This window comes from Ruegeria sp. N7, assembly GCF_056531345.1.
The window spans coordinates 12,552-36,348 of the sequence record NZ_JBQFLR010000001.1; the positions used below are offsets into that span (position 1 = coordinate 12,552).

General features: G+C 57.8%; 22 protein-coding genes. 12 read left to right on the plus strand and 10 right to left on the minus strand.

From position 1 onward, the window contains the following. Positions 1-83: 83 nt before the first annotated feature. The 3 genes from ACR0ES_RS00065 to ACR0ES_RS00075 form a co-directional block, all read right to left on the minus strand. Positions 84-1,904: a M3 family oligoendopeptidase gene (locus tag ACR0ES_RS00065; RefSeq protein WP_480772583.1), complete on the minus strand. Its 1,821-nt coding sequence runs from the start codon at positions 1,902-1,904 to the stop codon at positions 84-86. Positions 1,905-1,989: 85 nt separating this feature from the next. Next, positions 1,990-2,964: an alpha/beta hydrolase gene (locus ACR0ES_RS00070; protein ID WP_267364481.1), complete on the minus strand. Its 975-nt coding sequence runs from the start codon at positions 2,962-2,964 to the stop codon at positions 1,990-1,992. Continuing rightward, positions 2,964-3,254, minus strand: a complete 291-nt coding sequence (locus ACR0ES_RS00075; RefSeq protein ID WP_209504212.1) for an SCP2 sterol-binding domain-containing protein — start codon at positions 3,252-3,254, stop codon at positions 2,964-2,966. The genes ACR0ES_RS00070 and ACR0ES_RS00075 overlap by 1 nt, the downstream gene beginning before the upstream one ends. Positions 3,255-3,323: 69 nt before the next feature. Between ACR0ES_RS00075 and ACR0ES_RS00080 the strand changes: the two genes are divergently transcribed. The 6 genes from ACR0ES_RS00080 to ACR0ES_RS00105 all read left to right on the plus strand — a co-directional run bounded on the left by ACR0ES_RS00080 (position 3,324) and on the right by ACR0ES_RS00105 (position 9,172). After that, positions 3,324-3,893, plus strand: a complete 570-nt coding sequence (locus ACR0ES_RS00080) for a tetratricopeptide repeat protein (protein WP_480565207.1) — start codon at positions 3,324-3,326, stop codon at positions 3,891-3,893. Positions 3,894-3,913: 20 nt separating this feature from the next. Continuing rightward, a complete protein-coding gene (locus tag ACR0ES_RS00085; RefSeq protein ID WP_480481372.1) occupies positions 3,914-6,727 on the plus strand; it encodes a helicase-related protein in 2,814 nt (937 codons plus the stop codon). A gap of 6 nt (positions 6,728-6,733) precedes the next feature. Then, on the plus strand, positions 6,734-7,099 hold the full coding sequence (locus ACR0ES_RS00090; protein ID WP_209504209.1) for an RNA-binding S4 domain-containing protein: 366 nt from the start codon (positions 6,734-6,736) through the stop codon (positions 7,097-7,099). A 66-nt stretch (positions 7,100-7,165) separates the two neighbouring features. Continuing rightward, a complete protein-coding gene (gene fdxA / locus ACR0ES_RS00095) occupies positions 7,166-7,504 on the plus strand; it encodes a ferredoxin FdxA (RefSeq protein WP_170616129.1) in 339 nt (112 codons plus the stop codon). A 279-nt stretch (positions 7,505-7,783) separates the two neighbouring features. Further along, positions 7,784-8,293, plus strand: coding sequence for a CarD family transcriptional regulator (locus tag ACR0ES_RS00100; RefSeq protein ID WP_209504207.1), 510 nt, complete (start codon positions 7,784-7,786; stop codon positions 8,291-8,293). A 117-nt stretch (positions 8,294-8,410) separates the two neighbouring features. After that, complete coding sequence (locus ACR0ES_RS00105; protein WP_480485945.1) at positions 8,411-9,172, plus strand: potassium channel family protein; 762 nt, start codon at positions 8,411-8,413, stop codon at positions 9,170-9,172. On the opposite strand, the gene cobS is transcribed toward ACR0ES_RS00105, so the two are convergent. Further along, positions 9,169-9,981, minus strand: coding sequence for an adenosylcobinamide-GDP ribazoletransferase (cobS, locus tag ACR0ES_RS00110; protein ID WP_480485943.1), 813 nt, complete (start codon positions 9,979-9,981; stop codon positions 9,169-9,171). The genes ACR0ES_RS00105 and cobS overlap by 4 nt on opposite strands. Positions 9,982-10,011: 30 nt before the next feature. On the opposite strand from cobS, the gene cobT reads away from it, so the two are divergent. Then, positions 10,012-11,022, plus strand: a complete 1,011-nt coding sequence (gene cobT, locus ACR0ES_RS00115) for a nicotinate-nucleotide--dimethylbenzimidazole phosphoribosyltransferase (RefSeq protein ID WP_480537630.1) — start codon at positions 10,012-10,014, stop codon at positions 11,020-11,022. A 30-nt stretch (positions 11,023-11,052) separates the two neighbouring features. On the opposite strand, the gene ACR0ES_RS00120 is transcribed toward cobT, so the two are convergent. Together ACR0ES_RS00120 and ACR0ES_RS00125 are read right to left on the minus strand one after the other, a co-directional pair. Further along, on the minus strand, positions 11,053-12,933 hold the full coding sequence (locus ACR0ES_RS00120) for a monovalent cation:proton antiporter-2 (CPA2) family protein (RefSeq protein WP_480565201.1): 1,881 nt from the start codon (positions 12,931-12,933) through the stop codon (positions 11,053-11,055). A 19-nt stretch (positions 12,934-12,952) separates the two neighbouring features. Continuing rightward, on the minus strand, positions 12,953-13,408 hold the full coding sequence (locus tag ACR0ES_RS00125) for an Lrp/AsnC family transcriptional regulator (protein WP_480565199.1): 456 nt from the start codon (positions 13,406-13,408) through the stop codon (positions 12,953-12,955). Between the two features lie 147 nt (positions 13,409-13,555). Between ACR0ES_RS00125 and hppD the strand changes: the two genes are divergently transcribed. Beyond that, complete coding sequence (gene hppD / locus ACR0ES_RS00130) at positions 13,556-14,653, plus strand: 4-hydroxyphenylpyruvate dioxygenase (RefSeq protein WP_480583742.1); 1,098 nt, start codon at positions 13,556-13,558, stop codon at positions 14,651-14,653. Positions 14,654-14,740: 87 nt separating this feature from the next. On the opposite strand, the gene ACR0ES_RS00135 is transcribed toward hppD, so the two are convergent. Further along, positions 14,741-16,699, minus strand: a complete 1,959-nt coding sequence (locus ACR0ES_RS00135) for a hypothetical protein (RefSeq protein ID WP_480869157.1) — start codon at positions 16,697-16,699, stop codon at positions 14,741-14,743. Positions 16,700-16,854: 155 nt separating this feature from the next. On the opposite strand from ACR0ES_RS00135, the gene ACR0ES_RS00140 reads away from it, so the two are divergent. After that, positions 16,855-17,559 carry an SIMPL domain-containing protein gene (locus tag ACR0ES_RS00140; protein WP_480492689.1) on the plus strand — a complete coding sequence of 235 codons (705 nt, stop codon included), beginning with the start codon at positions 16,855-16,857 and terminating at the stop codon, positions 17,557-17,559. Positions 17,560-17,561: 2 nt separating this feature from the next. On the opposite strand, the gene ACR0ES_RS00145 is transcribed toward ACR0ES_RS00140, so the two are convergent. The 3 genes from ACR0ES_RS00145 to ACR0ES_RS00155 all read right to left on the minus strand — a co-directional run bounded on the left by ACR0ES_RS00145 (position 17,562) and on the right by ACR0ES_RS00155 (position 20,634). Next, positions 17,562-18,272 (minus strand): GNAT family N-acetyltransferase, encoded by a 711-nt coding sequence (locus ACR0ES_RS00145; RefSeq protein WP_480869159.1) that lies wholly within the window; start codon positions 18,270-18,272, stop codon positions 17,562-17,564. 2 nt (positions 18,273-18,274) lie between these two features. Continuing rightward, the gene (locus ACR0ES_RS00150; protein ID WP_480583751.1) at positions 18,275-19,567 is read right to left on the minus strand and encodes an O-acetylhomoserine aminocarboxypropyltransferase/cysteine synthase family protein; all 1,293 of its coding nucleotides are present in this window, start codon (positions 19,565-19,567) and stop codon (positions 18,275-18,277) included. A 71-nt stretch (positions 19,568-19,638) separates the two neighbouring features. Then, positions 19,639-20,634, minus strand: a complete 996-nt coding sequence (locus ACR0ES_RS00155; RefSeq protein WP_480772588.1) for a hypothetical protein — start codon at positions 20,632-20,634, stop codon at positions 19,639-19,641. Between the two features lie 144 nt (positions 20,635-20,778). Here ACR0ES_RS00155 and ACR0ES_RS00160 point away from each other — a divergent pair, with 144 nt between their 5' ends. From ACR0ES_RS00160 to ACR0ES_RS00170, 3 genes are all read left to right on the plus strand, one after another. Continuing rightward, positions 20,779-21,411 carry a cupin domain-containing protein gene (locus tag ACR0ES_RS00160; protein WP_480772589.1) on the plus strand — a complete coding sequence of 211 codons (633 nt, stop codon included), beginning with the start codon at positions 20,779-20,781 and terminating at the stop codon, positions 21,409-21,411. A gap of 159 nt (positions 21,412-21,570) precedes the next feature. Next, on the plus strand, positions 21,571-22,905 hold the full coding sequence (locus ACR0ES_RS00165) for an NAD(P)-dependent oxidoreductase (RefSeq protein WP_480772590.1): 1,335 nt from the start codon (positions 21,571-21,573) through the stop codon (positions 22,903-22,905). A 46-nt stretch (positions 22,906-22,951) separates the two neighbouring features. Continuing rightward, complete coding sequence (locus ACR0ES_RS00170) at positions 22,952-23,788, plus strand: class I SAM-dependent methyltransferase (protein WP_480485926.1); 837 nt, start codon at positions 22,952-22,954, stop codon at positions 23,786-23,788. Positions 23,789-23,797: the final 9 nt, after the last annotated feature.

Sequence of the window (23,797 nt, forward strand, 5' to 3'; positions counted from 1 at the left end):
CAGGAGCCCCTTGGGCGTGACATTGCCAGGCATGGCAGGTTATTTCAGCAAGGCAGATGCCGCCACCCTCTGTCGAGGGCGTCTCAGCCCTCCATCGCCTCCAGCTCGTCAATGAAGCCAGAGATCATCGACAGGCCTTTATCCCAGAACTTGGGATCGCTGGCGTCCAGGCCGAACGGGGCCAGCAATTCCTTGTGGTGCATTGAACCACCAGCGCGCAGCATGTCGAAATACTTGTCCTCAAACCCATCCGCGCCGCTTTCGTAAACGGAATAGAGCGCGTTCACCAACCCGTCGCCGAAGGCGTAGGCATAGACGTAGAAGGGCGAGTGGACGAAGTGCGGGATGTAAGCCCAGAAAGTCTCGTACCCGTCCATGAATTCAAATGCGGGGCCAAGGCTTTCGGCCTGAACGCTCATCCACAGGGCGTTGATGTCATCCGGGGTCAGCTCGCCCTCGCGCCGGGCGGTGTGCAGCTTGCATTCAAAGTCGTAGAAGGCAATCTGGCGGACCACCGTGTTGATCATATCTTCGACCTTGCCGGCCAGCAGTACCTTGCGCTGTTCCGGGGTTTCGGCCTGGTCCAGCATCTTGCGGAATGTCAGCATCTCACCAAAGACTGAGGCGGTTTCCGCCAGTGTCAGCGGGGTGGATGACAGCATCTCGCCCTGACCGGCGGCCAGCACCTGATGGACGCCGTGACCCAGTTCATGGGCAAGCGTCATCACATCGCGCGGTTTGCCCAGATAGTTGAGCATCACATAGGGGTGGACATCGGTGACCGTCGGATGGGCGAAGGCCCCCGGCGCTTTGCCCGGTTTCACCGCCGCGTCGATCCATCCTTTTGAGAAGAAAGGCGCCGCGATTTCACCCATCCGGGGGTCAAAGGCATTATACGCGTTCATCACCGTCTTTTGGGCCTCTTCCCAATTCACGATACGCGTGTCTTCCATGGGCAGGGGCGCGTTGCGGTCCCAGACCTGCATGACGTCCAGTCCAAGCCACTTGCGCTTCAGCTCATAATAGCGATGGCTCAGCTTGGGGTAGGCGGCCACGACCGCCTCGCGCAGGGCCTCGACCACCTCGGGCTCGACATCATTCGACAGGTGACGCCCGGTCTGAGCGGTCGGCATCTTGCGCCAGCGGTCGACGATTTCTTTCTCTTTGGCCTGCGTGTTGTGAACGCGGGCAAAGGTTTTGATATTGTCCTGAAAGACCGAAGCCAGTTCACGCGCCGCGGCCTCACGTTTCGCGCGGTCCTGTTCCGTCAGCAGATTCAGGGTGCCTTCGATGTTCAGTTCTTCACCGTCGACATGGAAGGCCAGTCCGGCAATCGTTTCGTCGAACAGACGTTCCCACGCGTCGCCGACAACCCCCAGATCATGAAGGAACTTTTCCAGTTCATCAGACAGCTGATAGGGCTTCATTGCGCGGATGCGACGGAACACAGGTTCGTAGCGGGCGAGATCCGTGTTCGCCGCAAAATGCGCTTTCAGAACAACGTCTTCGATCCGGTTGATCTCGAGCGTGAAGAACACAAGCGGAGTGGTGAAGATCGTGATCTTTTCCTGCATGTCCGACAGGAATTTGGCGCGCTCTGCATCTGTGGTCAGTTGATAATAGCGCAGACCGGCAAAGGACATGATACGCCCGGCGATGGCGTTAATCTTTTCGTTGCGATGCACACAGGTCAGCAGGTCTGCGGCCTCCAGACCGGCCAGCTTGCCTTCGTAATCAGCAGCAAACGCGGCACATTCACCTTCCAGCCAATCCAGATCGCGCGCTAATTCGGGTGCGTCTTCCGAGGTATAGAGATCGCTCAGATCCCATTCCGGAAGATTGCCCAGATTGCCGGAACCACCGGTTGCGTTCGCGTCACGGACAGGGAAGGGAAGGTTGCGCATGGGTCACCTTTAGTAGACTGCTTTTGCAAACATCTAGGGCTGGCGCGCCCGGATCACAAGCGGCCAATCCCAAAGGTGAAAAGGTTTACGAGGAAACCAGCTTGGAAGCGCCATTGGCCTGGTTGGCCAGAAAATGCGCCGCGATCTGGTCCAGAACAGGCCCTCGAACCTCGGGTGCTTCCATCAGCACCTCGTGTTCACCATCCGGAATTTCGATCAGCGTTCCGTTGGGCCAATTGGCCATGCGCGCACGAATTGCCTTGCGGTCCACAATTTGCTCATGGCTGCCCAAAAATGTCAGGCACGGAGTTTTCGGGGCGGGCTGTTCCATCAACCATGCACATTCGTCCAGCGACTCGCGCAGCCACAGGTTTGAAGGGGCACCCAGCGCGAGTTCAGGATGTGCGTTCAACTGATCCTGCATCATCCGGTACATGTCCGGGTCACGGGTCAGCATATTTCCCTCGAAAGGTTGCGACAGAACATAGCTTTTGAGCGTTGTGGTGGGGGGTGTGCGCTCGCCCAGGCCAAGTGCTGTGCCCCAATAGGCTGTCACGCGGCTTAGGGGTTTCATGACCGGAGTGAAGAAAATTCCCCACATAGGGCCCGTGAAGGCACATGCGGCAAAGCAGCCATTCTCGATGACGGCACGCAACCCGATTGCACCGCCCATCGAATGCCCAACCACGTACCACGGTTTCGGCAGGTCCAGCGCGCCTGCAAGTTTCAGGGTGACCTGAACGTCCTGCTGGTAATCGGTGAACTGATCGACATGTCCGACCCGAGCATCGTCCAGCAACCGATCTGCAAGACCCTGACCGCGCCAGTCGACGGCCAGCATGGCGAACCCACGCTCTACGAATTCGCTGGCAGTATTGCCGTATTTTTCAATGTATTCCGTGCGTCCCGGAAACATCATGACAGTGCCATGTGCCTTTCCGTCCGGAAGCCAGTGAGCAACGCGGATGCGTTTTTGATCCGACGTCGTCAACCAGTGGGCCTTACCACCGGCGGGGCCGCCGGCCACGTCTTCAAACAAAGGGGCCGGCGAGAACTCCATCAGGCCAGTACCGATGCCAGCTTCATGGCAACACCCATGTCGCCATCAATGCTCAGCTTGCCGGACATGAACGCACCTGTCGGGTTCAATTCACCGCTGAGGATTTGTTCGAACGTGTCGGCATCCGCGCTTAGGGTGACATCAGCATCATCGTCGCTGACCCGCGCGCCGTTGGAATCCAGGACAATGGCACCCAGATCGGCGATATCAAACTTGGCCGAGGCATCAAACGCGCCGCCTTCCAGTTTTTCATTCAAAGCGGCGGCTGCCTTTTCAAGTGTCTCGCTCATGTTTTTCCTCATATTGTTAGTGCGCCGTGAATGGACATCCCCGGTCGCAACGCTACACTGACTATTGTTATGAGCATTGCAATCCACAATCTCAAAGGTACCGTCGCGGCACTTTTTGTCCTAGTCACGATTTCCTCCACTTGCCTTGCGCAACAGGCGGATTCACGGGACGAGGGCGAATTGCTGCAACAACTTGCCCAATCGACGCCCGAGCAGGCCATTGCCCTGGATCGGCAGTTGCAAGTTCTGTGGGCCCAGTCCGGTTCAGCATCGGCCGATCTGCTACTGGAACGTGGCCGCGAAGCGTTGGATGACGGTGACGTAGGTGCGGCACTGGAACATCTGACCGCCCTGACGGACCATGCGCCCGATTTTGCTGAAGGCTGGCACCTGCGCGCTTCGGCCTTTTTCGGGATCGAACGGTTTGGCATGGCCGCTGCCGATCTGGAACATGCCCTGACCCTGAACCCCAACAATTACGAGGCAATCTATGGTCTGGGCCTGATCTTTGAGATTATCGGACAACCCGACAAAGCCTACGACGCCTATTCACGGGCATTGGCTATACATCCCCACCACGAAGAAGTAACCAATGCGGTGAATCGACTGAAGCCGCAGATCGACGGCGCAGCGCTGTAAGGTCCGGGCAGGGGGCAAAGGTGAGCGGGTCATCCCGAATAGTGGCCGTATTGGGCCCTACGAACACAGGTAAAACCCATTACGCAATCGAACGGATGCTGGGATACCGCACAGGTGTCATCGGTCTGCCGCTGCGTCTGCTTGCGCGTGAGGTCTATGACAAGATCGTCGCCATCCGCGGGCCATCGGTTGTTGCTTTGGTTACCGGCGAAGAGAGGATCGTGCCGCCCCGGACTCAGTATTGGGTCTGCACGGTCGAGGCGATGCCCGAAGGTATGGGTGCGGATTTCGTGGCGATTGATGAAATCCAGCTGTGTGCCGATCCCGAGCGCGGCCATGTCTTTACAGATCGCCTGCTTCGGTCGCGCGGAACAAACGAGACGCTTTTTCTTGGTTCTGACACGATGCGCGGCCCGATTGCGGCGCTGGTGCCCGAGGCGCAGTTTGTCCGACGCGAGCGGATGTCGCAGCTGGTCTATTCCGGTTCGAAGAAACTCAGCCGGATGCCGGCCCGCAGCGCTATTGTCGGGTTTTCGGTTGAGAATGTGTATGCCATCGCGGAGCTTCTGCGCCGTCTGAAAGGTGGCGCGGCGGTGGTCATGGGTGCCCTCAGCCCGCGGACGCGGAATGCTCAGGTGGAGCTTTATCAGAATGGCGAGGTCGATTACCTGGTCGCCACAGATGCCATCGGTATGGGCTTGAACCTGGATGTAAACCACGTTGCATTTTCATCCCTGACCAAATTCGACGGGCGGCGGATGCGCCCGCTGGCCCCGAATGAGCTGGCCCAGATCGCAGGCCGGGCCGGGCGCGGGATGTCGGACGGCACCTTTGGCGTGACCGGAGAGGCACCGCCGCTGGACGAAGGTGTCGCGCAAGCAATCATGGACAGCCGGTTTACGCCGATGAAAAAGCTGAACTGGCGGAATGCCGCTCTCCGGTTCGGTTCGATTGATGCGCTGATCAGCTCGCTTGAGGTCAGCCCGAGTGACGAACACCTGATCAAAGCCCGCCCTGCTGATGACCTGAATGTGTTGAAATCGCTGTCACAACAGGCCGAGATTGCCGCCCGCGCAAGTGACGGTCCATCCATCCGATTGCTGTGGGATGTGTGCAGAATCCCTGATTTTCGCGGCATCAGCCATGCAGAGCACGCCAGCCTGCTGGAAGTGATCTATGGCCACCTGCACGAACGCGGCAGTATTCCCGATGATTTCATGGCCCGGCAGATACGGCGGATTGACCAAACCCATGGGGATATCGATGCGTTATCCAAAAGGTTGGCATATATTCGCACCTGGACATATGTTGCGCAACGAAACGGTTGGGTGCGTGACGAATCACATTGGCGTGACGAAACGCGCACTGTAGAAGACAGGCTGTCTGACGCACTACATGAGCGACTGACTCAAAGATTTGTGGACCGGCGTACATCGGTTTTGTTGCGGCGGCTCAAGCAGAAGGAGGCCCTTTTGGCCGAAGTAAATGACAAGGGTGAAGTGACCGTCGAAGGCGAATTCGTCGGTCGTCTGGAAGGGTTCCGGTTCAGCCCGGACAAAAGCGCGCAAGGAACCGAGGCGAAAGCGCTCAAATCGGCATCCCTGCAAGCACTCGCGCCGCAATTCCATCTGCGTGCCGATCGCTTCTACAATGCGCCCGATACCGAAATTGATTTCACCGATCAGGGTGGCCTGATGTGGGGCGAATATGCCGTTGGCAAATTGGTTGCCGGGGCCGAACCTCTCAAGCCCGTGGTCGAGGTTTTTGTGGATGAGGCCGCCGGTCCGGATGTTGAACAGAAGGTGCGGCGCCGGTTGCAGCACTTCATCGACCGCAAGATCGCTGCGCTGTTCGAGCCATTGCTAAATCTGTCGCGCGATGAGGAACTCAACGGGCTGGCCAAAGGATTTGCCTTCCGCATGGTCGAGGCGCTGGGTGTTCTTCCGCGCGCCGGTGTCGCGCAAGAGGTCAAGGATCTGGATCAGGACGCCCGCGGCGCCTTGCGCAAGCACGGTATCCGGTTTGGCCAGTTCACCATCTTCATGCCGCTCTTGCTGAAGCCCGCACCGACGCGTCTGCGCCTGGTGTTGTGGGCGCTGTATGGCGGTTTGCAGGAATTCCCCGAAGCACCGCCTCCGGGGTTGGTAACAGTGCCGGTCGCCAAGGATGCACCGCAGGGTTACGATACCATGTGCGGCTACCGCGATGCGGGCGACCGATCGATCCGTATCGATATGCTGGAACGTCTGGCGGACATGCTTCGTTCGGAAGATAGCCGTGGCGGGTTCGAAGCCAAGCCGGATATGCTGTCGATCACTGGCATGACGCTTGAACAGTTTGCAGACCTGATGCAGGGGCTCGGCTACAAAGCCGAGCGCGGCGAGCGTGACAAGGTCAAACCGGCCCCGGTAGAGCAGCCTGAGACAGAGGCGGCTGAACAAGCCGTTATCGATGAGACGCCAGCACCTGACACGGCCTCAGAAGAGGTCGCCGCGCCAGCCGAGGCCACCGAAAGCACTGAGGCGGCAGCAGAGGTCGTCGCAGAAGGTCAGGTTGCGGAACCTGCGTCGGATGAACCCGAGGTTGAAGTGTTCTACACCTTCACCTGGGGTCGTCAGCGCCAGCCGAACCGTGGCCCGCGCCGCGAGCCGGGGCAGGGCAAGGGGAAACCACGGGGCAAACCGCAGGACGGCCGTGGCAAACCGCACGGCAAGAAGGGCGGCAAGCCGCAGGGGGCCAAGACCTTCTCGTCACGGCCACCGAAAAAGGAAAAGGCCATTGATCCCGACAACCCGTTCGCCGCAGCGCTTATGGGTCTGAAGGACGGCAATTGACGCAAGATGGCCGAGGCCAAACTGCGAATTGACAAATGGTTGTGGCAGGCGCGGTTCTTCAAGACCCGCAGCCTTGCCGCCAAACAGGTCAGTGGCGGCCATGTCCGGCTGAATGGAAACCGGGTGCTGAAACCGGCCCAAGCCGTGGCCCCCGGTGATGTTTTGACCTTCTCGCAGGGCCGCATTGTCCGCGTCATACGTGTGGAAAAACTGGGGGAACGCCGCGGTCCGGCGCCCGAGGCGCAAACGCTGTACTTTGATATGACCGAAAAGCAGGAAGCGCCTCTTGTAAATCCGGGTTTCGAGGGAAAAGGTCGGCCAACCAAGAAAGATCGACGTGCTATTGATCTTTCTCGCCCGGAAGATCACTGATCCTGTCTTGAAGAGCGGGCCAGACTGAATTAGCTAGTCGCTCAAACCGCAAACAGGAATCCGACCATGACCTATGTAGTCACCGAAAACTGTATCGCCTGCAAATACACCGACTGTGTCGAAGTGTGCCCGGTGGACTGTTTCTACGAAGGTGAAAATACGCTGGTCATCCATCCTGACGAATGCATTGACTGCGGCGTGTGCGAGCCCGAGTGCCCCGCCGACGCGATCCGCCCCGATACCGAGCCGGGCATGGAGGAGTGGGTCGAGTTCAATCGCAAGTATTCCGAACAATGGCCGGTGATCGTCACCAAGAAAGACCCACTGCCAGATGCGGAGGAGCGTGACGGTGAAGAGGGCAAGATGGAGAAGTATTTCTCGGAAGCGCCCGGCGAAGGCGGCTGAGTGATTCGTTCCAAGCGGCCTGTTTTGGCATAAAGACCGCGGCACAACCTGTTGAATGCAGGTTGAATATGATAAATTCCCGTAAGGTAAACTTTCGGGCGTCGTAAATTTGTGATATACTATATCTACATGATGACCGAGATTGGGATGCGCTCCGTAAGTATGCTCACTTTGGAGTTCTGAATTTGTGACAATATCGCCGCCTGACGGGGCTGAGACAGTCCCCGCATGTGGTGCTTTTGTTGTCCGTGTCCCGTCCGCTAGCAAGGAAAAAACTGAATGACAAAGTCGAAAAAGCTCGAGTTCCGCCCGAACGACTATGTTGTCTACCCCGCCCATGGCGTGGGCCAGATTATCTCGATCGAGGAACAGGATGTCGCGGGATTCTCGCTTGAGCTGTTCGTCATCTCATTTGAGAAAGACAAGATGACGTTGCGCGTTCCGACCAACAAGGTAACCGAGTCCGGTCTGCGGTCGCTCAGCTCGCCCGATGTGATCAGCCAGGCGATGAAAACGCTGAAAGGCAAGGCCAAGGTGAAACGCGCCATGTGGTCCCGTCGCGCACAAGAATATGAACAGAAGATCAACTCGGGTGATCTGATCTCGATCGCCGAAGTGGTCCGTGACCTGCACCGCACCGATGATCAGCGCGAGCAGAGCTATTCCGAGCGCCAGCTGTATGAAGCTGCCTTGGAGCGTCTGACCCGTGAGGTCGCGGCTGTTTCAGGCGCTGGCGAGGTGTCAGCCGCCAAACAGGTTGACGAGGTTCTGACCTCACGCGCTGCCTGATCGAAGGTACATTGACAATACGGGCCGCTCCAAATTTGGGGCGGCCTTTTTCGTGGCTTGGTGAATTGTTCAAGTGGCGCTAATTTCACTGTGTATGCAGCAGATTACCGGACGCACATGAAGCAGACTGTGAAATACCTGTACATCGGACACGACCCTGTTTCGGTCTGGTTTAGGTATGCACTGATCCTGTTCGATGTTGCGACAATCATTTTCTTTGTCGGGACGGCGCACATCCCGCATGGGCCGGGCTTAACCGTTGCAAGCCAACTGGTCGGTGTGCTGATTTTTCTGGATTTCGCTGCGCGTCTCTGGATTTCAAAAGACCGCTGGAGATTTTTGCGCCAGATCTACACAGTGGCGGATATCGTGGTCGTCCTCTCGCTGGTGCTTGATCCGTTTTTGACAGGAAACCTGGCTTTCCTGCGGATATTACGCGCCCTGCGTCTGATCCATTCATATCATCTGCTCTGGGATCTGCGGCGCGACAGCCGTTTTTTCCGCACGCATGAGGACGCTGTTATCGCGGCGATCAACCTGCTGGTCTTTGTCTTTGCCACCTCGACGGCCGTTTTGGTGTTTTTTATCCCCGAAGACGCGCAAACGCCCTACATAGACGCGCTGTATTTTACCATGGCGACGCTCACTACGACCGGGTTTGGCGACATCACTTTGGTCACACCGGGCGGCAAAATGTTTTCCGTCTTCATTATGGTCGTTGGCGTGGCCTTGTTCGTCCGGCTGGCGCAGGCAATTTTCGCGCCACAGAAGGTCCGTCACAAATGCCCCAGCTGTGGGTTGTACCGGCACGACCCGGACGCCGTGCATTGCAAACATTGCGGCGATACGTTGCGAATTGAAACTGGGGGCGCGTCTTAGATCTGGGCGCTGAGGGCAAGCAGAAACGTGATCTCCGCCAATTGCTGTGACGCGCCCAGAATATCTCCGGTTTGACCGCCGATCTTGGCTTTCGCGACGAGCCCCAATACCGCGACGACCAAAGCCGCGCAGACTATCGCGTTAAGCGCCAGACTTCCGCACAAGCTGAAAGCGACCAGAATCGCGATGCCCACGGCGATACAGGCTGAACCTGCGCCGGGGGTGCCAACTGAATGGCTCAGGCCCGACTTTCTGGCGTTTGGAAGAAGAACCATTAGTGCTGGCATCAGGGCGCGGGAAAATACGCAAGCTGCAACAACCATCCAGATCGGACCAACAGCCAGCATGGTGGAAATCGCGGATATTCGTAAAATCTGCGAGATCATCAAGGCAAGCACGCCGTACGTTCCAATCTGGCTGTCCTTCATGATCTCCAGCCGACGTTCAGGGGTGAAACCGCCCCAAAGCCCGTCGAACGTGTCGGCCAAACCATCCTCGTGCATAGCGCCCGTCAACAGGATCAGTACCGCGACCAGCAACGAGGCTGCCACAAACGGGGGCAGTTGAAGCCTCATCGACAGCCAACCGGTCAGGCATGCCAGTCCGCCAACGACCAGCCCAACCAGTGGAAATGCCCATACCGATTGTGCCTGCCGGGCAAACACGGCTTTGGGCAAACGGGGCAGGGGCAGGCGGGTCAACAGCACCAGGGCCAGCGGAACATCCCACAGGGAAAACGGTTTGGTGTCGTTTTTATGCACGCCCGTGCCTTTCGGGGTCTTGTTGGTTTCGATCCTTCGGTTAAACACGCAGGACCACTCTGATGCAATGAGGCTTTCATGCTGCCTGAACTGAATGATTTGAACACGTTCCGTGCTGTCCTGGCGGGGGCGCCGGGCCCGGATGCTGCTGCGGTGCAGGGCGCGGCCGAGCGAAACGGACAATTGACCAAACCCCCCGGCGCGCTTGGTCGGCTTGAGGATCTTGCGGTCTGGTATGCAGGATGGCGAGGGGACGCCCGTCCACAGATCAGCGCGCCTCAGGTCATTGTGTTTGCCGGAAATCACGGTGTTACCGCGCAGGGTGTTTCGGCCTTTCCACCGGAAGTGACCGTGCAGATGGTGATGAATTTCGAACATGGCGGGGCGGCGATAAATCAGTTGGCCAGGGCCGCAGGCGCGAAGATGGATGTACACGCGCTGGATCTGGACAAGCCGACCGCGGATTTCACCCAAGCCCCAGCCATGACAGAGGATGAATTGCTAGCCGCGTTGCGCACTGGCTGGCAGGCCGTTGATCCGCAATCTGATCTTTTGGTGGTCGGCGAAATGGGTATTGGCAACACCACCCCGGCTGCGGCTATTGCCTGTGCTCTGTTTGGTGGCGACGCGTCCGATTGGACAGGTCGCGGAACTGGTGTGGATGACGCAGGTCTGGTCAACAAAACCCGTGTCGTGGCCGAGGGTGTCGCCAAACACGCGTCAGATGATGGTCTGGACATCCTGCGCTGTCTGGGTGGACGCGAGATAGTCGCAATGGCGGGTGCAATTGCTGCTGCGCGGGTGTTGCGCATCCCGGTGATCCTGGACGGGTTCATCTGTTCGGCCGCCGCAGCCTGCTTGTGGAAGTTGTCCGATGGCGCGCTGGATCATGCTGTGGCAGGCCACCAAAGCGCCGAAGCAGCCCATGGTGCCGTGCTGGCAAAATTGGGTAAAGAGCCTTTGCTGAGCCTTGGCCTGCGGTTAGGCGAAGGGTCTGGCGGGGCGTTGGCGATCAACATTCTGAAAAGCGCGGTCGCCTGTCATTCCGGCATGGCAACCTTTGCCGAAGCTGGGGTTTCTGACGGCTAAACCCGCACCTGACCCGGGCAAAGGCCTGGGTCAGGCCGATTTCTTGGCGTGCTCTTCAGCCAGTTCCAGCAGCGCGGTTTCCAGATCCTTTTCCAGCGCCTGCGAACGCTCGATGTATTTCTTGTTTTCGGCGATTGGCATTCCGGGGACCCAAAGCTCGGCCAGATCGCGCACTGCCTTCCTGTCATGGTGGTAAAACGTCTGTTCAGCCTGGGCTGCTTCGTATTCACTCAGTCCGATATTCTCCAGAACATAGCGACCTGCGCGCAGCGAACTGTCGAACATTTCCCGCACGATGTCATTGGCACCCGCCTGATACAACTCGTATACATGGGTCCGGTCGCGGGCGCGGGCGATGATGTGAAGGTCAGGACGCTGCCGTCGGGCATAGCTGACAAGCCGTGTGACTTGCTTGTGATCATCCATAACGGCGACAAGAACGGATGCTTTGTCCAATCCCGCCGCGCGCAACAGTTCCGGCCGAGTGGGATCGCCCAGAAAGCCTTTGACGCCAAATCGGCGCATCAGCTGAATCGTTTCAATATTGTGGTCCAGAACGACTGTCTTGAAACCGCTGGCCCGCACCAGCCGGTTGACGATCTGACCAAAGCGACCAATGCCGGCGATGATGACCGGGCCCTTTTCGTCAATCACGTCAGGTTCGGGGCTGGCCGCGGAATCGCCAATCTTCCGCGACAACGCATCGTAGACGATGAAAAGAAGCGGCGTGATCAACATCGTCAGAGCAACGATCATCAGCAGTTTCTGCGACAGGTCGGGCGGAATGACATTCTGTTTCGTCGAAAATGCCAGCAGGACAAAACCGAACTCACCAGCCTGCGCCAACCCAAGGGTGAACAACCAGTGATCACGTCCCCGCAGTTTGAAGGCCTTGCCCACCAGAAATAGGATGATCCCCTTGGCAAGTATCACAAGCAGCGCCAGTCCAATCAGGTCCAGCGGGTCGTTGAAAAAATAACCGAAGTCTATTCCGGCACCGACCGTGATGAAAAACAGCCCCAGAAACAATCCTTTGAACGGCTCAAGGTCGCTTTCCATTTCATGTCTGAATTCAGAACTGGCCAGAACAACGCCTGCCAGAAACGCGCCCAAGGCAGGTGACAGGCCGACCAGTGTCATCAGAAACGAAATGCCCACGACGATCATCAGCGCCAGTGCAGTGTACATCTCGCGCAGACGGGTTGCGTGGATGAAACGAAACAACGGTCTTGTCAGGTAGACACCGGCCAGAATGACAAACACCACCGCGCCGATTGTGACAAGGGTAACGGCCCAGCCCGGCAGCCCTTCAACCAGCGACAAACTGTGATCGCCTGCGCCATGTGATCCTCCAGCCCCCCGGTCAATCGATCCATCTGCTTGGAAACGCGGCATGGCGGGTAGCGCCAGCAGTGGCAACAAAGCCAGAATTGGGATCACCGCGATGTCCTGCGTCAACAGAACCGAAAATGTCGCGCGGCCGCCGTTTGTCTGCATCAGGCCTTTTTCTGACAGGGTTTGAAGAACGATCGCGGTCGATGAAAGCGAAAGGGTCAACCCCACCGCCAGAGCAACCGACCATGGATGGTTGGCGTACATGGCCACGGCAGCAATCGCGACTGTTGACAGCAACACCTGCAAACCGCCCAGACCCAATAGCTTGTCGCGCATATCCCATAAGGCGCGTGGCTCCAATTCCAGACCAATGAGAAACAGCATCATCACCACGCCAAATTCGGCCACATGCTGAAGATTTTCGGTTTCCGCTCCGACTAACCCCAGTACGGGTCCGATTATGATCCCGGCTGCAAGATAGCCCAGCACAGATCCCAACCCCAGTCTGGCAGACAGGGGAACGGCAATGACTGCCGCTGCCAGATAGATCGAAGCCTGGTATAGAAAGTCGTCCATGTGTGTCCTCGGAACCTTTTCAGGTGGGAAGGGGGGCGTCGCGTTTAAGTTGATCCATTACAATCTGGCTCTGTACTCGTGCAACGGCAGGATGCGGCAGGATCACCTGATGTAGCAAGCTGTTGAGGGCGGACAGGTCGTCACAGTAGATGTGCAGCAGATAGTCTGCCTCACCCGTCATCGTCCATGCGCTGGTAATCTCGGAGCGGGTGTCGACCATGCGGGCAAAGCTTGCGGATTGCTCGGGGCCATGGGTGCCCAGATGCACCTGAACGAACCCCTGCACCTGCAGGCCCAGTTTCAGCGGGTCCAGCCGGGCAGCGTACCCGGTGATGTACCCTTCGACTTCAAGCCGCTGTCGGCGACGTCCCGCTTGACTGGGCGACAGGTTCAGCATTTCACCCAGTTGATGGGCCGTCAGATGCGCGTCTTTTTGCAGCGCGGAAAGCAGTCGCTTGTCGGTTGCATCCAGCATGTGCGGAAAAATCCTGGTTTTATTAACTTATATGCGCGTTTTGCGCGTCATCTCGCAGTTTATACGAAAACAATGCGCAGAAACAGCGTCAGAAAAGTCGTATTTTTGAATCAGCAAAGAAATTCCTGTTTTCGTAGGAGACGCGCCATGGGTCCTTTCCCGCACAATGCCCCGAAATCCGTGATCAGCGAAGAAAACCCTGCCGGTACAGATGGGTTTGAATTCGTCGAATTCGCCCATCCAGAACCGCAGGAGCTGCGTGACCTGTTCGCAAAGATGGGGTTTGATCTGGTGGCCCGCCACAAGGAAAAACCCTCTGTCGAGCTATGGCAGCAAGGGGATGTGACGTATATCCTGAATGCTGACCCGGACAGTTTTGCGGCTAAGTTCGTGGCCGAACATGGGCCCTGTGCGCCGTCGATGGGCTGGCGGGTCGTGGACGCGCAAAAAGCGTTTGAGCATGCCGTGTCAAAAGGTGCGGAACCTTACGACCACGCTGACAAAACCATGAATGTGCCTGCGATCAAGGGTATTGGCGGGTCGCTGATCTATTTCATTGATCAGTACTACGACACATCGCCCTATAATCAGGAATTCAACTGGATCAAGGAATCCAAACCTCGGGGCGAGGGGTTCTTCTATCTCGATCACCTGACGCACAATGTCTACAAGGGCAACATGGACAAGTGGTTCAAGTTCTATGGCGACCTGTTCAACTTCCGTGAAATTCGTTTCTTTGACATTCAGGGAAAATTCACCGGCCTTTACAGCCGTGCGCTGACATCACCCTGCGGGCGCATCCGTATTCCGATCAACGAGGACCGCGGTGAGACCGGGCAGATCGTGTCTTACCTGAAGAAATACAAAGGTGAAGGCATTCAGCATATCGCGGTCGGTAGCGATGACATCTATGCCTCGACCGATGCCATTGCTGAAAACGGCCTGAAGTTCATGCCGGGTCCGAATGAAGCGTATTACGAGATGTCCAGGACCCGCGTGGTCGGTCATGAAGAGCCGCTGGACCGGATGATGAAACACGGCATCCTGATCGACGGTGAAGGTGTCGTTGACGGGGGCGAGACGCGCATTCTGTTGCAGATCTTCTCGAAAACGGTGATCGGCCCGATCTTCTTCGAGTTCATTCAGCGCAAGGGTGATGATGGCTTCGGCGAAGGGAACTTCCAGGCGCTGTTTGAATCCATCGAGCGCGAACAGATCGAAAGCGGCGAGATTTCGGCAGCTTGATCAAAGTAAACGAACATGTCGGAGGCGGTTCTGCCGCCTCCGACGCGCCTATTTACAGTTAATGGGTCAAGGCCTTGAGTGCCGAAATCAGCCACGCGGCATCGCCAGCGTCACGTTGCGACCTTTCTTTTGATAACGCAGCTCACCGTCACTGATAGCAATGACCTTGCCGCCGTCAATACTGTCCCCAACTTTCAGTTTCTTGTAACGTCCACTGGGAAGCCGGACCAAGGCGCGCCGGTTGGCGGGTGTGCCGTAAACACCGATCAGATTCAGGCGACGCAAATTGATCGCGTTATCGAGCGTGGCCTGCCGGGCAACAGACGCAGTTGTGGGAATCTTGGGGGCGACCGATTTCGCCTGAAACGATCCGGATTCGTCAGGGCTCTGGTCCAGCGCGGCCGTTGATCCAAGATTGGAGTTACCAGAAGCGGGTGCCTTTGCAGTGTCCAGACCCGCCGGGCGCACCCTAGGGCGCGGGACACGGACAACGGCCAACGCGGTTGGCGTCTCGTCGATTTCTGTGCGCGCTTGCAGACTGTCCGGGCGTGCTTTTGGTCGCTTGGCCGAAAGCTCTGCCAGCGACCGCCCCCCCAACTGCCCGCGTTCGAAACTCTCGACCAGATCTGAAGGGCGAGGTTTGGGTCGTAGACCGGCCAGCCTTTCGTCGACCTCGTCAAGTACGGGTTCATCTTCGAAACGCACTGGCGTTGCTGGCGGAACCTTTGACGGTCGGCCTTGATAAACGACGATCCCATCCGGGTTCAGCGTTCCTTCCGGTGTAGGTGCCACAAGCCCGCGATCATCCAGATTGAACCGCGCTCCTGCTATGCCATGTTGCACGTCCCGAACGAAGGGTTCGTCGGTATCGAAACTGGAAGCCGGGGGCAGGGCAACCGCATCGCTGGACAGGTCGGATTTGTCGATCGATGTCAGATACAACTCGTCCGGCTCCGGGGCTTCCGGCACGTCCAAAGCGGCCGGGGGCGTTACATTCACACCGGAGGCGGCGCTGATATCCTCGTCTGCCTCGGGGTCCTGAGCGATGGGGTCAACCAGAGTAGGGGCCACCTTGAGCGCCTCAAGGATTGCCGCGTCGGTAGGGGTGAGCTCTGGTTGTTCTACGGCTTCGGCCTCGGCCTCGGCAGGTTCTGGCGTGGGGGGCACATCCCTGTCCAGTGGAGCCTCAGGCGGCAAATTTTCAGGGGGGGTGATTGCCGCAACTTCGGGCACTATCGGTGGCAGGGCGTCGATATCCGGCTCGGAAACACCTATCTCGGTTGGAGTTGGGCTCAGTGCGACCTGATCTGTTTCTCCACCGCTGTCCAAGGCCAGCCAAACGCCGAAAACGCCGCCAAGAAGAACCGCCGCGGCAAATGCCGGGATCGCAATGCGCGGTGCCTGCGCTTTCGTATTCGCAAACTTATTGTCAGGTGTTTCGGGGGTCAGAAACACGTTTGGTGCGGCTGTGCCTGCAATGGGATGCGCTGGTTTCCCGGCGGATTTTGCCGGTTCGGGCTGGTCTGTGTTTTTTGCCGACAGCGGTGGCTCTGCTGGTCGGGTTTCCGATGCGCCCGAACGCTCTGCGAACAATGCTTCTCGGGGGAATGCGTCTGCGTCTTCTTCGGCGCAAAATAAAACCGGCACGAAACCATGGTCCGAGGCAAAGGCCCGAGCCTCGCTCAGCGTTTCCTGCGCAACAGCTGCAACATAGGTGGTGCCGCCTTCGGTCTGATAGTCGTAACTGAGTTCGGACAAAGCGTAAGGCGTTGCGTCAGCAAGTGCGCTCTCGATACGTTCGACCGTGTCTTCGGGGGGTAAGTCATCGGTTGCAACCTGAAGGTATCGAACCTGTTCGGAAGGCAAAACAAGCTTGCAGCTCAGGTCGTTTTCCAACGCAAAAGCGTTTTCCCGCAAAACCTGCATCTGACCGGACAGGTCCGGCGAATCCAAGGGAATCGAGCCGATAACGAACCATTCGTCATCCGAGTGATGATACAGTGATATTCTGGTCGCAGAAAAAGACAGCGCAAAGGCAGGTTTCATAATCCGCAGGAACCATAATTATCAACGTCAATGCAAACACCTTGGCGTTCGCAGACCGACATTAAAGCAGGAACTTGCCGAGGGAAAGAAAAAGGCAAACTCTCCTCTTGTATGGCAATGCATCGCCGACCCATCTTTAACCCAAGCAAATCGGAGTGATAACATTGAAGACATTCGCTTTTCTGGCCGCAATGATGGCCGCAACGACCGCTGGACTTGCCCATGCGGAAGAACGTCGCATCACCGTTGACGCAACCGGAACCATCGATGTTGCCCCCGATATGGCGACGATCACATTGGGTGTGACAAATGAAAATGCCGAGGCTTCGGCAGCGATGCAGGCCACCTCGGACGCAGTTGCGAAGGTTCTTGCGCGCCTGACCGGGATGGGGATTGAAGACCGCGATATTCAGACCCGCGATCTGTCGCTTTCCCCTGTTTGGTCCGGGCGGCACGGGCAGAATGGGGAAACACCGGAAATTTCGGGGTTCGCAGCCTCGAACCGCGTGTTTGTGCGTGTGCGTGATCTGTCCAAGCTTGGAAGCATCATGGATGCGGTCATTCAGGATGGCGCCAACGATTTTGGTGGATTGAGCTTTGGGGTGCAGGATACCAAACCAATCGAAGCCCAAGCGCGCGCGCAAGCTGTCGGCGAAGCTATGGCCAAGGCCGAGCAGTTGGCGCAGGCCGCGGGTGTAACCCTTGGCGCGGTGCAAACGATTTCGGAACAAACGGGGGGCGTGCGCCCGATGCCCGAGATGCGCATGATGAGCATGGCTGACGCAGGGGGTGTTCCTGTCGCAGGTGGTGAGGTTTCGGTGTCTGTCAGCGTCTCGATGGTGTTCGAGATCTCGGAATGAGTTCAACCTGTCGCGCGGGCCGTCAGCGGTTTTCGTTGCTGGCCCGAAGCGTCGAAATTGTCGGGTGACAACCAGGCCTCGAAAGCATCACGGATGCGTGGCCATTCGGTATCTATGATTGAATACCAGGCAGTGTCGCGGTTGCGCCCTTTGTAGTGGGTTGCTTGGCGAAACACGCCTTCGAAGGTAAACCCAAGCCGCTCTGCCGCACTGCGCGACGGACCATTCAGCGCGTCGCATTTCCATTCGTAACGCCGGTAACCCAGTTCATCGAACACGCGCCGCATCATCAGATACATGACTTCGGTTGATTGTGGTTTGCGCTGAAGCAGGGGTGAAAAGTGGATATGCCCGACCTCAATCGCTCCGGCGGCGGGTGCTATCCTGAGGTATGAAGCCATGCCCAATGGTATGTCATCACCGTCCAGAACAGTATGGAACATCGGGTCCGCATCCATGCAGTTGGCGCGCGCCCAGTCTTCGAACTCAGACTCGCCAGCAAACGGGCCGTAGGGCAGGTAGGTCCAGTTGTGGCCATCCGTGTCCTTTACAAACGCCCGGAACAATCCGGGCGCATGTCTGTTCACATCAAGGGGCACAACAGAACAATACCGGCCCACCATCGGCGTATAGGGTGGCGTCGGGCGTGGAAAGTCACCCGAAACCGGTAAACCGATAGGCTGGCCAAGGTTGTTTGTGTCGTGCTGGGTCATGGTCAGGCGGTTGCTTTGGCCAGGGCCTGATCAAGGTCGGCAATCAGGTCGTTCACGTCCTCGATCCCGATAGACACGCGCACAACGCCCGGACCTGCGCCTGCGGCTTCCTGCTGTTCCGGGGTCAACTGACGGTGCGTGGTGGATGCCGAGTGAATGATCAGCGAGCGCGCGTCGCCCAGATTGGCTACGTGGCTGAAGATTTCCAGCGCATTGACCAGCTTGATACAGGCGTCATAGCCGCCCTTCACTGCAAAGGTGAACAATGCGCCTGCACCACGTGGATACTGAGCCTTCACCCGATCCTGATAGGGTGAAGAGGGCAACCCGGCATAGGTGACGTAGTCCACGCGATCATCCGCTTCCAGCCAGGCCGCGATTTTTTGCGCGTTTTCAACATGACGCTCCATCCGCAGCGATAGGGTTTCGATCCCCATCAGCGTGTAGTGGGCTGCTTGCGGGTTCATGGTCATGCCCAGATCACGCAGACCGATGGCGATGCCATGGAAGGTGAAGGCCAGCGGGCCAAAGGTCTCGTGGAACTTCAGTCCATGATAGGCCGGTTCGGGTTGGCTGAGCGAGGGGAACTTGTCATTTGCCGACCAGTCGAACTTGCCCGAATCCACGATGCAACCGCCGGTGACCGTACCGTTGCCGGTCAGGTACTTGGTGGTTGAATGCACGACCAGGGTCGCGCCGTGATCGATCGGGCGGCACAGGTAGGGCGTGGCCGAGGTGTTGTCGACGATCAGCGGAATGCCCGCTGCATCAGCCGCGTCCGCCAGCGCGCGGATATCCGTCACATAGCCGCCGGGATTGGCGATGGACTCGCAGAAAATCGCACGGGTATTCTCATCGATTGCGCCCTTCACCGCGTCCAGATCATCGGTGTCGACAAACTTGGCGGACCAGCCAAAACGTTTGATCGTCTGGCTGAACTGCGTGACCGTGCCGCCATACAGACGGGTCGAGGCGACCACGTTGCAACCCGGACCCATCAGCGGGAACAGCGCCATGATCTGGGCCGCGTGCCCGGACGAGCAGCAAACAGCACCAACGCCACCTTCAAGTGTCGCCACGCGTTCCTGAAGAACGGCCACAGTTGGATTGGTCAGGCGGGAATAGATAAAGCCTACCTCTTGCAGGTTGAACAGGGCCGCTGCGTGATCTGCATCGCGAAACACATAGGCTGTGGTTTGATAAATGGGTGTCTGGCGCGCTCCGGTCGCCGGGTCGGGGCGGGCGCCCGCGTGAATTTGCAACGTGTCGAAACCGTAGGTGGGGCCGTCAGACATCTTGAAATCTCCTGTTGGAATTTGTCTTGCGAAATCTGTAGGCCATTGCCCGCCTGCGCACAACGATCCTGTCAGCGCAGCCAGAGGCCCTTGCTTTTGATCGTGTTGCGGATGGCCTGTTCGCGTCGTGGCAGATGATCCCGGTCAAACAGGGCGCGGACTTTTGCGCCTTTCCCCTGCAGAACCATCTTTTTCAGTGGCTCATATTGCTTGAGAACCTTCTTGACCTTGTTTGGAGCGACGACGGTTTCCAAGACCTCAATCACATGGTTGCTTTCACGGGCGTACAGCAAGGGAAACAGGCGATAGTGGCAACTGACGGACCCGTCCAGCAAACCGGGGGGCAAAACATCACGACCACCGCCGAACGAGTGAATGACAAGGGGCAGGGCGGCCTGGTCCAGCCAGGGGTCAAGGCTTTGGCCCGTCAACTCCGGAATGTTTTCGTCGCGGATTGTTCTGGCGTAGTCCAGAAAACGCTCACCAAACTTCCGCGGGCATTTGTAGAAGTAATAGCCTGCATTGAAATACAGGTACCGCCGCCAGTGGTCATGGGGTTGATCGGTGTCCAGCGAGCTTTCGAAATCCAACCCGAACCGGGCGTAAAGCGCGCGCCAGATACCGTCAAAGCCGGGGCCATACAGCGTTGGTTTGGGCCATGTCCCTTCAACCTTCAGTGATGCGCTGGGGCGGTCGAAGTCAAAAGGTACAGATGTGATCTCGCCAGTGATCAGCGTGTCGGTGTCAAAGAACACAAAGGGCTCATCTTCCGGCAGAGCCATCAGCGCTTCGATCTTGTTGCCGTAGGGATAGCTTTCACCGAATACATGCGAGTCGAAGGGCAGAATTTCGGCATCCAGTTGTTTCAGGGCTTTCAGAACTTCTTCGTCCTGAATGCGTGGGTCCTGTTTCCAGCGTGGCCCCGGATTGGGCGTGGCGACAAACAGTTTGCCCTCGAATTGCGGTGAAGAATGGCGCAGTGAAGCCGCAAACAACAGGGCTTCGTATTGCAGGCGGTTGTTTTGACCGACGACCGCGATGTTGAATTTCTGTGACGTTGCCTGCATCTATGCCCGTTTCCCGACAGGTGTTTGACCGTGCACCTTGAAGTTCGGATTACAGCAAGCGGCCCAAGGCGTCAAAAGCGGATAATTTGAAATTTCATCACGCGATCCCATTTCTTTCAGGGGTCGCTTCAGAAAGGGATACACATGCGGATCAATGCGGATTTCACCAAACGGGTCGCAGTACACTTTGACGAAAGTGAATGGGTCGCTTCTCCCGCAGCAGGGGTCGAGCGCAAAATGCTGGACCGGATTGGTGATGAGGTGGCCCGCGCAACAACCATTGTCCGCTTTGCGCCCGGCAGCACCTTTTCCGCCCATACCCATGACGGCGGCGAGGAATATCTGGTGCTGGACGGTGTATTTCAGGACGAGACCGGAGATTTTCCCGTCGGCAGCTATGTGCGCAATCCACCGACGTCCTCGCACACTCCGTCTGCAGCGGAAGGCGCGACCATTCTGGTCAAGCTGCACCAGTTTGACCCGCAAGACCGTACCGAGGTGCGCCGCTCGATAAATGGCGATTCTGACGTACAACTGTTCAAAGATGATCATGAGGACGTTTTTGTGCGGACATGGGCGGCGGGGGACGTGGTCGAACTGGACGCGCGCGACGGACTGGAAGTGTTTGTCATAAGCGGCAGTTTCTCTGAATCGGGGGAGGAATTTTCGACATGGGACTGGTTGCGCTTGCCGCCCGGAACGCACTCGCGGGCCGTTGCAGGGCCTGACGGCGCCCGGGTTTGGACCAAGTCCCACCATCTTGGCGAAATGGTCTGAAAGCTTTTCGGCCCTGAAATTAACCAAAATGCCAATGAATCCGGGTTCTACGGCCCGGATTTTCAATTTTTTGACCATTTGGCAAATTTTACCAATTGATAAAAAATTTATTTGTGGCAAGCTGAGGTCATAACAAACATATCTACAGGGAGTAGAGTGATGGCACAGGGCCAGATGGCACCCGGCATCGTCGCCGGGCGGCTTTCAAGCGATCAGCTGACCTCGAATTTCACCGATCTGCATCCGCCATTGGCCCCGCATGAGGCCGCAGTTGCAGCAGACCGTTGTTATTTCTGCTATGACGCACCTTGCGTGACAGCGTGTCCGACAGACATCGATATTCCGCTATTCATCCGTCAGATTCAGGCCGGACAGCCGCAGGCAGCCGGGCGAACGATTTTTCAGCAGAACATTTTGGGTGGAATGTGCGCCCGTGTCTGTCCGACGGAAACACTGTGCGAAGAGGCCTGTGTTCGTGAGGCGGCCGAAGGTAAGCCGGTCGAGATCGGACGGCTACAGCGCTTTGCGACGGATGATCTTATGTCTGCGGGCGCGCATCCGTTTGAACGTGCGGCATTAACTGGGAAGACGGTTGCTGTCGTGGGGGCAGGGCCTGCTGGTCTGGCCTGCGCGCATCGCCTTGCCATGCTGGGCCATGACGTGGTGATCCACGAAGGCAAACCCAAACCGGGCGGTCTGAATGAATACGGGATTGCCGCCTATAAATCGACCAACAACTTTGCGCAGGCCGAGATCGACTGGCTGCTGAAAATCGGTGGTATCTCGATTGAAACCGGGTCGGTTCTGGGTGAAAGCATCTCACTGGATGGTCTGGTCGAAAACTACGACGCGGTGTTCCTGTCCATCGGACTTGCCGGGGTCAATGCCCTGCGCGCGGATGGTGTTGACAAGGACGGGGTGTGGGATGCCGTCGATTTCATCTCGGACGTCCGGCAAGCTGGTGATCTTGCACAGCTTCCTGTCGGGCGGAACGTCGTCGTTATTGGCGGAGGCATGACTGCCGTGGATGCGGCGGTAAAGTCCAAATTGTTAGGTGCCGAGAATGTCACCATTGCCTATCGCCGGGGCCGCGACGCCATGGGTGCCAGCCGGTACGAACAGGATCTGGCAGCCTCGCACGGGGTTCAGATTCTGACCAACGTGCAGCCGGTGGCAGTACACGGCAATGGAGCCGCCACCGAGATTGAGCTGGAGTATACCTCAAGCCAGAACGGCCAACTCACCGGAACCGGTGAGACGGTCCGGCTGCGGGCGGACCAGGTTCTCAAAGCCATCGGTCAGACGCTGGAAGGTGCGCCGGAAGGGCTGAAGCTGGACGGCAACAAGATCGCTGTCAGCGGTGCGGGACGCACTTCTGTGGCCGGAGTCTGGGCAGGCGGAGATTGCGCGGCGGGGGGCGAGGACCTGACCGTAACGGCTGTTGCCGAAGGCCGGGATGCAGCGATGGACATCCACGCGACGCTGGTTTCGTGATAGGATGGGGTATTCACCCCATTCCTTTCGCTGCTGAGGTATTCCTATGTCCCAGATCGAACAAGCCGTAGCGCAACATTACACCACCGGAGCACTGACCGACCGCGTCCGCGCGGCGCTTGAGGCCAGCGGTATCGATCCGGATGCGGCCACGGTCGCAGACCTGAAAGCAGGGGACGAGTTCCACACGGGTGGCGTTCTGGCGACCAACAACCTGTTTGCGCAGTTGTCGCCGACCCATGCGACCCGTGTTCTGGATGTCGGATGCGGTATCGGCGGGACCTCTCGCTATGTCGTGGATCGCTATGACTCGACAGTAACAGGCGTCGATCTGACACCGGAATTCGTTGAAACCGCCAAGGTGCTCAGCGATATGGTCGGGCATTCCTCGAAAACCAGCTTTCATGTGGGCAGCGCATTGGACATGCCGGTGCCGGATGCTGGGTTCGACCTGGCCGTCATGATGCATGTGGGCATGAACATAAAGGACAAGGCCGGGCTGTTCGCCGAAGTGTCGCGGGCGCTGGCCAAGGGCGGTACTTTTGCCCTGTTCGATGTGATGGCCGGAGACGTGGACGAGCCGCTGGCTTTCCCTCTGCCGTGGTCCACTGTTGCCGAAACCTCGTTCGTGGATGCGCCGGATGTTTACAAGTCTGCGGCAAGCGCCGCGGGTTTTGAACTGGTGAAAGAAACGGATCGCACCGAATTCGCGATACAGTTCTTCGAGGACGTCTTTGCAAAGATTGCCGAATCCGGCCCGGCACCGATGGGCATTCATCTGATGATGGGCGAGACGGCACCCGAAAAGTTCCAGAACTATGTCAAAAACCTCAAGGCCGGGCGCATACGTCCGACCGAAATGATATTCAAAAAATCCGGCTGAGCCGGGAAG